The sequence below is a fragment of the Sporomusa sp. KB1 genome (genome assembly GCF_007830295.1).
Classification (GTDB): domain Bacteria; phylum Bacillota; class Negativicutes; order Sporomusales; family Sporomusaceae; genus Sporomusa.
In genome coordinates this window covers 3,252,006-3,261,306 of the sequence record NZ_VLKC01000002.1, presented here as the reverse complement: position 1 = coordinate 3,261,306, position 9,301 = coordinate 3,252,006, and the positions used below count along the sequence as shown (strand labels likewise).

The window sequence follows — 9,301 nt, the reverse complement described above, 5'->3', positions numbered from 1 at the left end:
CCCTCTACACCTAGTACCCATCGTTTACGGCCAGGACTACCGGGGTATCTAATCCCGTTCGCTCCCCTGGCTTTCGCGCCTCAGTGTCAGACACAGTCCAGAAAGTCGCCTTCGCCACTGGTGTTCCTCCCAATATCTACGCATTTCACCGCTACACTGGGAATTCCACTTTCCTCTCCTGCACTCAAGATCTCCAGTTTCCTGCGCCTATACGGGGTTGAGCCCCGCACTTAGACACACGACTTAAAAATCCACCTACACGCCCTTTACGCCCAATAATTCCGGACAACGCTTGCCACCTACGTATTACCGCGGCTGCTGGCACGTAGTTAGCCGTGGCTTCCTCCTTTGGTACCGTCATTAGAATGCATTATTCACACATCCCACGTTCGTCCCAAACGACAGAGCTTTACAATCCTAGAACCCCTTGTCGACTCACGCGGCGTTGCTCCGTCAGACTTTCGTCCATTGCGGAAGATTCCCCACTGCTGCCTCCCGTAGGAGTCTGGGCCGTGTCTCAGTCCCAGTGTGGCCGTTCATCCTCTCAGACCGGCTACTGATCGTCGCCTTGGTGAGCCGTTACCTCACCAACTAGCTAATCAGACGCAGACCCATCTCTAATCGGTAGCATATTCAGAGGCCACCTTTCTTATCTCAGTCATGCGACCAAGATACCACATTCGGTATTAGCACCACTTTCGCGGTGTTGTCCCCAATTTAGAGGCAGGTTGTCTACGCGTTACTCACCCGTTCGCCACTAGGAGTTATAAATAACTCCCCGTTCGACTTGCATGTGTTAGGCACGCCGCCAGCGTTCGTCCTGAGCCAGGATCAAACTCTCCAATAAAGATTTTTATTGAAGCCATTTGTTGGCTCTATAAATCAAATTAAGAAATTGTTTTTGGTTTAGTATGTCGCAAGCGACATACTACCGCACATCTGGCATTTTTGATGCATTACTTACATTGTTCAGTTTTCAGGGAACCCACGTGCACGAATGCACTAGTGTCGCGGGCGTATCAGACGATACGCTTTATCCTGTACCACTTTTATCGTTCTCATTCTTGCGGAGCCGACATTTATAAATGATAGCATGCTTGTTTGACAATGTCAACATAAAACTACAAATATACTTATTTACCTACCGCCAATATATCGACCAGCCTCTTGGTCATCGGTTAAACTTACGTTTTTCTGCTAAACCTAAATTCTCATAAAGATAATTCATGACTTTGGCCTTATATAGGAAGTAAGCAATAATACTTCCCCCCACAGTACTGACTAAAAATGGTATAATGAAGAAGAATGCGCCTGCTTGAGAGCCGATAAAATATTTTGCAACAGGATAAGCCAACAAAGCCCCAAAGAACCCGGTACCAATCACCTCACCAATAATCGCACCCCAGATACTATTAGTTTTCTTATAAACTAAGCCAGCTAGTGCTGCGCCGACCATACTCCCGGGGAAGGCCAATAATGATCCTGTTCCTAGAATATTGCGTAATAAGGATATTCCAAATGCAGCACTAACCGAGTAGCGTGTTCCTAACAGCACTGCAAGCAGTATATTGATAACATGCTGCAAAGGAAAGCACTTGGCAATGCCAATTGGAATATAGACTAAGTGGGCGGAAAGTACACCCACAGCCATAAATATGGCTGTATAAGCCAGTTTTCTGCTATTCATATATTGGACTTCCTTTCAGTATATCAATTAGTAGTAAGGTAATACGCCCAGCAAATGCTCCGCCTATTACCTCGACAATTTTACAGTTACATCTTCGCCACAGGCAATATTACATCCTGCTAAATACTTTAACATGAAAAACATAGGGCCAAATTCTTATTATATCTTGTGTTTTTTGTAAATCAGTGGTAAATTAGCAATTACAGTTGTTTGTTTACAATGTACTCATACCTTGTTTTAGGAGGAGAATTACAATGAAAAAAATCCATACAGTGCTGGTCGCCAATCGTGGCGAAATTGCTATTCGGGTTATGCGAGCTTGCAATGAACTGGAAATACGTACAATTGCCATTTATTCCAAAGAAGATATATTCTCGTTGCACCGCTATCGAGCTGATGAAGCCTACCTGATAGGTGAAAACAAAAGCCCTGTTGACGCTTACCTGGATATTGAATCCATACTGCGCATAGCCAAAAATCGAGAGGTGGATGCCATCCACCCCGGTTATGGTTTTTTGTCTGAAAACATTAATCTGGCCATACGCTGCAAAGAAGAAGGCATTACCTTCATTGGCCCAAATATTGAGCATTTAGCCATGTTTGGTGACAAAATTAATGCCCGCGCCCAGGCAGTTGCCGCCGGCCTGCCTGTCATACCAGGAAGTAACGGTCCAGTCCATAGTGTAGAAGAAATCAAGGATTTTGCTGCACGATACGGCTATCCGTTCATTATTAAGGCAATATCAGGCGGCGGCGGTCGCGGCATGCGCATCGTTCGTTCAGCCGATTCCCTCGAAGATTCTTATTTACGTGCCAAATCAGAAGCTAAAGCCTCATTTGGCGACGATCAAATCTATCTTGAACAGTTGATTGAGAACCCCAAGCATATCGAAGTTCAAATCCTGGGAGACCAACATGGTGATGTCATCCATTTATATGAAAGAGATTGTTCTGTGCAACGCCGTCACCAAAAAGTAATTGAAATCGCGCCTAGTATCTCCCTGCCAGAAAAATTACGGCAGGAAATTTGCGCCGCTGCCGTCAAACTGATGAAAGCAGTTGGCTATATCAGTGCCGGTACAGTAGAATTTTTAGTAACACCTGATCAGAAGTTTTATTTTATTGAAGTAAACCCCCGCGTCCAGGTAGAGCATACCATTAGCGAAATGATTACAGGTATTGATATTGTTCAAGCCCAGCTGCATATCGCCGACGGTGCCAGCCTGAGCGGTGACGACATCGGTATTCCCAGTCAAGACTATATTACCTGTAACGGTCATGCCATCCAATGCCGGGTAACCACCGAAGACCCAGCAAATCAGTTCATGCCTGATACCGGAAAAATAGCCGCCTATCGCAGCGGTGGCGGCTTTGGCGTGCGGCTTGACGCTGGTAATGCTTACACCGGTTCGGTGATTACTCCTTATTACGATTCACTGCTGGTTAAGGTCTCTACCTGGGGCCTCAATCACAAAAGCGCTATTGCCAAAATGAAACGCTGTCTTAGTGAATTCCGGATTCGTGGGATAAAAACCAACATACCCTTTCTTTACAATGTAGTTAACCATGCGGACTTTTTAAGCGGTAATTATTATACTACCTTTATTGATACGTCCCCAGAACTGTTTATATTTATGCCCCTCCAGGACAGAGGTACTAAGCTGCTTACCTATCTGGCCGAAACCACAGTAAATGGATTCCCTGGAATTGCCAAACGTCCCAAGCCAAGTTTCCCACCCCCCCGCCAGTTACGCGCCCCTGATGCGCCTTTAACTAACGGCACCAAACAAATCCTGGACAGCCAGGGACCGCAAGGCCTGATATCCTGGATTAAGGATCAAAAAGAGGTTCTATTGACAGACACTACGCTGCGGGATGCTCATCAATCACTCTTGGCTACCCGAATGCGAACCCATGATATGCTCAACGTTATTGCCCCTACTGCCCATATGCTGCCTAATTTATTTTCTCTGGAAATGTGGGGCGGAGCTACTTTTGATGCAGCCTACCGGTTTTTAAATGAAGACCCCTGGAAGCGCCTGGAGGCCTTGCGAGCCCAGGCCCCCAATATCTTATTTCAAATGCTATTCCGTGCTTCCAATGCAGTTGGTTACACTAGCTACCCGGATAACGTAATTCGCGCGTTTGTTGCCCAAGCAGCGGCGTCAGGTATCGATGTATTCCGTATTTTCGACAGCTTAAACTGGCTTGACGCCATGACCGTTTCCATCGATGCAGTACGCCAGTCCGGCAAGGTTGCAGAGGTTGCCTTGTGCTATGCAGGCGATATTCTGGACCCGTCGCGCTCTAAGTATGACCTGAAATATTATGTGAATATGGCAAAAGAAGTTGAACAAGCTGGTGCGCATATTTTGGCCATCAAAGATATGGCTGGATTATTAAAGCCTGAGGCCGCCTACAGGCTGGTTTCGGCCCTCAAAGAGGCTGTAGACCTGCCTATCCACCTGCATATGCACGACACCAGTGGTAACGGAATTTACGCATACGCCCGGGCCATTGATGCTGGTGTTGATATTGTAGATACTGCCATCTCCTCGTTAGCTGGCATGTCATCCCAACCCAGCAGTAATAGCTTATACTACGCCCTGCAGGGCCATGCCAGGCAACCCCAAGTGAATATCGACAGCTTAAATAAACTATCCCATTACTGGGAAGATGTTCGCACCCATTATAAAGATTTTGAAAGCAGCCTCCTTTTCCCTAACCCCGAGGTTTATCATCATGAAATGCCTGGTGGTCAATATAGCAACCTCAAGCAGCAAGCCAAATCGCTAGGACTAGAAAGCCAGTGGGATCGCGTCAAAGAAGTATATCGTCAAGTTAATGACATGTTCGGCGATCTTATCAAAGTAACTCCTTCATCCAAAATCGTTGGCGACATGGCCCTGTTCATGGTTGAAAATAACCTGACAGAAGACGACATTTACAAAACCGGTGATAATTTAGACTTCCCTAACTCTGTCGTAGAGTTCTTCTCTGGGCAGATTGGCCAGCCATACCAGGGCTTCCCCCAAGAACTGCAGCGCATTATACTGAAGGGTAAAGCGGCCTTAACCAAACGTCCTGGTGAACTACTGGAAGATACCAACTTTGACCAAATCCGTGATAAACTATCCGATGTTCTAACTCGCCCGGTAACCGAAAAGGATGTGCTTGCTTACTCCCTCTACCCCAAAGTATTCTTAGATTGGATTAAGTTGGTTGCTACCTATGGCGATGTGTCGATGTTAGATACCCCCACCTTTTTCAATGGCTTAGCCCCGCGTGAAGAACTCCAAGTCGACATTGAGGAAGGCAAAACACTTGTAATTAAGCTTATCTCTATTGAAGCCCCACTTCCTGACGGCACGCGGATTGTCAACTTTGAACTTAACGGCTTACCGCGCGAGATTATTGTTAAGGATAGGAGCATCAAAGCCATTACGCTTGCAAAAACAAAAGCGGAAAAGGATAACCCTGGCCAGCTTGGCGCTTCTATGACAGGAAAAGTCGTTAAAATTATGGTGAAAAGAGGAGATCCTGTTAAAAAGGGCGAATACTTACTTGTAACTGAAGCCATGAAAATGGAAACAACGATACAAGCTCCATTTGATGGTGTAGTTAAAGAGCTTTATGTAAAACCTCAGGATCCTGTAGAAACAGGCGATTTATTAATCGAACTTGTGAAGGTAGCAGAGAAGCATAAAGCATAGTTCCTGTCATAGTTATAGCTAGGGGTGCCAGATGTGGCTGAGAGGATTCAATTCCAACCCTCGAACCTGATGTGGTTAATACCACCGTAGGAAAGCTTTATACCAATCTAAAAGAAGCTTACCCACGTTCCTCACCTCTGCTATAGCTAAAAATACACTCATAGAGGAAGGGGAAAAATATGTATACTACTCAAATGGATGCCGCGAAAAGAGGCATCATTACCGAACAAATGCGTATCGTAGCTCAGGAGGAAAATATTGATATTGAGCTATTACGCCAACTAGTAGCAGATGGCCGCGTTGCCATTCCTGCCAATAAGCAGCATACTAGTCTTAGCCCCAAAGGAGTTGGGGAAAAACTTCGCACCAAAATCAACGTCAACCTTGGAGTTTCCAAGGACTGCTGCGACCTTGAACTTGAACTAGAAAAAGTAAAAAAAGCCATTGACCTCAAAGCTGAAGCGATTATGGATTTGAGCTGTTATGGTAAAACTCAGGAATTTCGGCGCAAATTGATTGAAATATCCCCCATCATGATCGGCACTGTACCTATGTATGATGCCGTCGGCATGCTTGATAAGGATCTAAAAGACATCACCGTCGATGAATTTTTCTCGGTTGTTGAACGTCATGCGGAAGACGGTGTGGATTTTATGACCATTCACTGTGGTATGAACCGCCAAACAGCCGAACGGGTGAAAAAAAATAAGCGTCTCACCAACATTGTTTCCCGGGGAGGTTCGCTTCTTTTTGCCTGGATGGAATTAAACAATCAGGAAAACCCGTTCTATGAATATTACGACAGACTGCTGGACATCTGTGAAAAGTATGATGTGACCATCAGCTTGGGTGATGCCTGTCGTCCTGGTTCGATTAATGACTCTACCGACGCTGCACAAATTGAAGAACTCATTACCCTCGGCGAACTAACCAAACGCGCCTGGGCCAGGAATGTGCAAATCATGATCGAAGGCCCCGGCCATATGGCAATTAATGAAATTGCTGCTAACATGCAATTAGAAAAACGTTTATGCCATGGTGCTCCCTTCTATGTGTTAGGACCACTAGTCACCGATATCGCCCCCGGTTATGACCATATTACCAGCGCGATTGGTGGTGCCATTGCTGCGGCAAATGGCGCAGACTTCCTCTGTTATGTTACCCCAGCTGAGCATCTTCGCTTGCCCAACCTTGATGATATGAAAGAAGGCATCATCGCTGCCCGCATTGCTGCTCACGCCGCCGACATTGCCAAAGGAATTCCTGGTGCTCGCGACTGGGATAATCAAATGAGTGCCGCCCGGGCCGATGTAGACTTCCCCCGCATGATTGAACTGTCTATTGATCCGGAGAAAGCCAGAAATTACCGGGAAGAATCTATGCCTGAATGTGAAGATACCTGTACCATGTGCGGTAAAATGTGCCCCATGAAGAATATGAAAAAAATACTCAACGGGGATGACTTGAGTATTTTATAAGTTAGTATACACTAGTTACCGACAAAAGCTCTGTATTCTGCATTTAGCAGATACAGAGCTTTTTGCAGCTTGAACCAAGGGTCTGAGTCACCCCACTAATATCAACCGTCTCTATTCATATATTTTTTCTCAAATGCTACTACAATTGCTCTTAATCTTTCATCAAGCTTCCTGATAGCCATCTGACGAATGTCATCAGGAATACCAAAAAAAGCTTGCGCAATTCCCCCTGCTATACAGGCAATTGTATCGCTATCCCCGCCTACCGAAATAGCATTTCTTATAGCGTCTTCATAATCCTCGGCCTCTAAAAAGGCTATAATAGCAATCGGAACTGACCCCTGACAGGACACATCAAAAACATAATTAGGACGAATATCACTGATCTTTGGTTGAAGGTCATAAGCAAATTGCTTGGTAATATATTCTTTTATTTCGTTCTTCGTACAGTTGTTTCTCGCTAAATAAATAGCTGCTGCTGTTGCCTGGGCTCCTTTAATACCTTCAGGGTGATTATGGGTTATTGCCGCAGATTTTTCCGCCTCCCCCATAACCTCTGCCAAACTATTAAAAGCAAAGCCGATAGGACTAACGCGCATAGCCGAGCCGTTTCCCCAACTATTGTACGAATCGGTACTATTTGATCGAGCCCAAGATTCAAAATTCGGCCCATATCCTACTGTTGGGTACAAACTATAGTGCTCTTTAAATTTCTCAACATAGGAAATTCCGGATAATAGACTATCTGCTACTGCACAAGTTAGTACTGTATCGTCTGTAAAAACAGATGCCGCTTGAAATAACGGAAATTTCTTGTCCTTTAGATTATTCCACTCGTAAACTGAGCCAATAATATCTCCGGCAATTGAACCGATCATTCATTTTCCCCCCACTACGAACCCGATCAGAATACTACTATAATATTTTGCACATTTGCCACTTATAATCCTGCATGGTGATTAAAATTCAAGCATAATAAAAAAGACTTCGCACAACTCGCGAAGTCTTATAGATATTGGTGCCGAGGACCGGAATCGAACCGGTACGGGTATTTCTACCCGCGGGATTTTAAGTCCCGTGCGTCTGCCAGTTCCGCCACCCCGGCGCAATAATTGGAGGCGACACCCAGATTTGAACTGGGGAATAGAGGTTTTGCAGACCTCTGCCTTACCACTTGGCTATGTCGCCATAGTTATGGAGCGGAAAACGAGATTCGAACTCGCGACCCTCGCCTTGGCAAGGCGATGCTCTACCGCTGAGCTACTTCCGCTTAAATGGTGCCTCAGGACAGAATCGAACTGTCGACACGAGGATTTTCAGTCCTCTGCTCTACCGACTGAGCTACCGAGGCGTATGCAGCTGTCTATGAACGCCCATCTGTGCGATGCTGTTACAACAAGTTTTCTGCCACCAGTAGGCTTTATAGTAGCCTCATAGGCGACGGTGTTGTTGCTCCTGTGATCCGTTGCTCAACGTACTCCCATGTACGCCTCCGCTACGGTTCTCGTCGCGCCTAGCATATGGACATTTCTAGCCACCCGCAGGGGCTAAGGTGAATGGCGACCCTGAACAGATTTGAACTGTCGATCTCCGCCGTGACAGGGCGGCATGTTAGACCGCTACACCACAGGGCCGTTTATTCGTGGACTCGCTTCGTTCGTGTATTCGTTTATTCGAACTCACGACCGGTCGAACCTCGAACTATCGAGATTGGTGGGCGATGACGGGATCGAACCGCCGACATCCTGCTTGTAAGGCAGGCGCTCTCCCAGCTGAGCTAATCGCCCAAAATGGTGACCCGTGGGGGAATCGAACCCCCGTTATCGCCGTGAAAGGGCGGTGTCTTGACCGCTTGACCAACGGGCCAGATGGTGACCCACCCGCGACTCGAACGCGGGACACCCTGATTAAAAGTCAGGTGCTCTACCGACTGAGCTAGTAGGTCAGATAATAAATAATGAGGTGTTTGCCAGTGTTAGCACAGATCCACACTTCTAACATCCCGCATCTCACATCTCAATTGGCAGGGGCGGCTGGACTCGAACCAACGCATAACGGAGTCAAAGTCCGTTGCCTTACCGACTTGGCTACGCCCCTACTATAGGTGAACATCTCATAAGAGTATGTTCCCTAAAAACTTCACAAAAGATAAGCAGCGAATTAGGATTTACTAATGTTTGCACTTCATGCAAACGAGGTTGTTAAGTCAAGTCCTCGGCCTATTAGTACCAGTCAGCTGCATGGATTACTCCACTTCCACATCTGGCCTATCTACCTTGTAATCTTCAAGGGGCCTTACTTCTTTCGAATGACAGACCTCATCTTAAGGCTGGTTTCACGCTTAGATGCTTTCAGCGTTTATCCTTTCCGAACGTAGCTACCCAGCTCTACTCCTGGCGGAATAACTGGTACACCATTGGTTC

At 46.2% G+C, this 9,301-nt stretch carries 4 protein-coding genes, 9 tRNA genes, 1 rRNA gene, 1 riboswitch and 1 other annotated feature (1 of these 16 running past the window's edge); of the genes, 2 read left to right on the top strand and 12 right to left on the bottom strand.

The genetic code is table 11. The features are described from left to right. Positions 1 to 847, bottom strand: a 16S ribosomal RNA gene (locus SALPA_RS30515); it reaches 742 nt to the left of the window's first position. A gap of 324 nt (positions 848 to 1,171) precedes the next feature. Continuing rightward, complete coding sequence (gene thiW / locus SALPA_RS18760; RefSeq protein WP_145097428.1) at positions 1,172 to 1,687, bottom strand: energy coupling factor transporter S component ThiW; 516 nt, start codon at positions 1,685 to 1,687, stop codon at positions 1,172 to 1,174. A gap of 254 nt (positions 1,688 to 1,941) precedes the next feature. Between thiW and pyc the strand changes: the two genes are divergently transcribed. Both pyc and thiC read left to right on the top strand, forming a co-directional pair. Beyond that, positions 1,942 to 5,400, top strand: a complete 3,459-nt coding sequence (gene pyc, locus SALPA_RS18755) for a pyruvate carboxylase (protein ID WP_186451136.1) — start codon at positions 1,942 to 1,944, stop codon at positions 5,398 to 5,400. A gap of 10 nt (positions 5,401 to 5,410) precedes the next feature. Continuing rightward, a riboswitch (TPP riboswitch) is annotated at positions 5,411 to 5,510 on the top strand. Positions 5,511 to 5,579: 69 nt separating this feature from the next. Continuing rightward, on the top strand, positions 5,580 to 6,878 hold the full coding sequence (thiC, locus tag SALPA_RS18750; RefSeq protein WP_145097425.1) for a phosphomethylpyrimidine synthase ThiC: 1,299 nt from the start codon (positions 5,580 to 5,582) through the stop codon (positions 6,876 to 6,878). 101 nt (positions 6,879 to 6,979) lie between these two features. Here thiC and SALPA_RS18745 read toward each other — a convergent pair whose 3' ends face one another. The 10 genes from SALPA_RS18745 to SALPA_RS18700 form a co-directional block, all read right to left on the bottom strand. Then, positions 6,980 to 7,756 (bottom strand): ADP-ribosylglycohydrolase family protein, encoded by a 777-nt coding sequence (locus SALPA_RS18745; RefSeq protein ID WP_145097422.1) that lies wholly within the window; start codon positions 7,754 to 7,756, stop codon positions 6,980 to 6,982. Between the two features lie 138 nt (positions 7,757 to 7,894). Then, positions 7,895 to 7,983: transfer RNA gene (locus SALPA_RS18740), tRNA-Leu, on the bottom strand. An 8-nt stretch (positions 7,984 to 7,991) separates the two neighbouring features. After that, positions 7,992 to 8,066 (bottom strand) — tRNA-Cys (locus SALPA_RS18735). A gap of 7 nt (positions 8,067 to 8,073) precedes the next feature. Continuing rightward, a tRNA-Gly gene (locus SALPA_RS18730) sits at positions 8,074 to 8,148 on the bottom strand. Between the two features lie 5 nt (positions 8,149 to 8,153). Continuing rightward, positions 8,154 to 8,229: transfer RNA gene (locus tag SALPA_RS18725), tRNA-Phe, on the bottom strand. Between the two features lie 206 nt (positions 8,230 to 8,435). Next, positions 8,436 to 8,512 (bottom strand) — tRNA-Asp (locus SALPA_RS18720). A gap of 77 nt (positions 8,513 to 8,589) precedes the next feature. Continuing rightward, positions 8,590 to 8,665: transfer RNA gene (locus SALPA_RS18715), tRNA-Val, on the bottom strand. 4 nt (positions 8,666 to 8,669) lie between these two features. Beyond that, positions 8,670 to 8,744 (bottom strand) — tRNA-Glu (locus SALPA_RS18710). A gap of 3 nt (positions 8,745 to 8,747) precedes the next feature. Further along, a tRNA-Lys gene (locus tag SALPA_RS18705) sits at positions 8,748 to 8,823 on the bottom strand. Between the two features lie 76 nt (positions 8,824 to 8,899). Continuing rightward, positions 8,900 to 8,975: transfer RNA gene (locus SALPA_RS18700), tRNA-Gln, on the bottom strand. A gap of 117 nt (positions 8,976 to 9,092) precedes the next feature. Next, positions 9,093 to 9,301: a sequence feature (23S ribosomal RNA rRNA prediction is too short), on the bottom strand.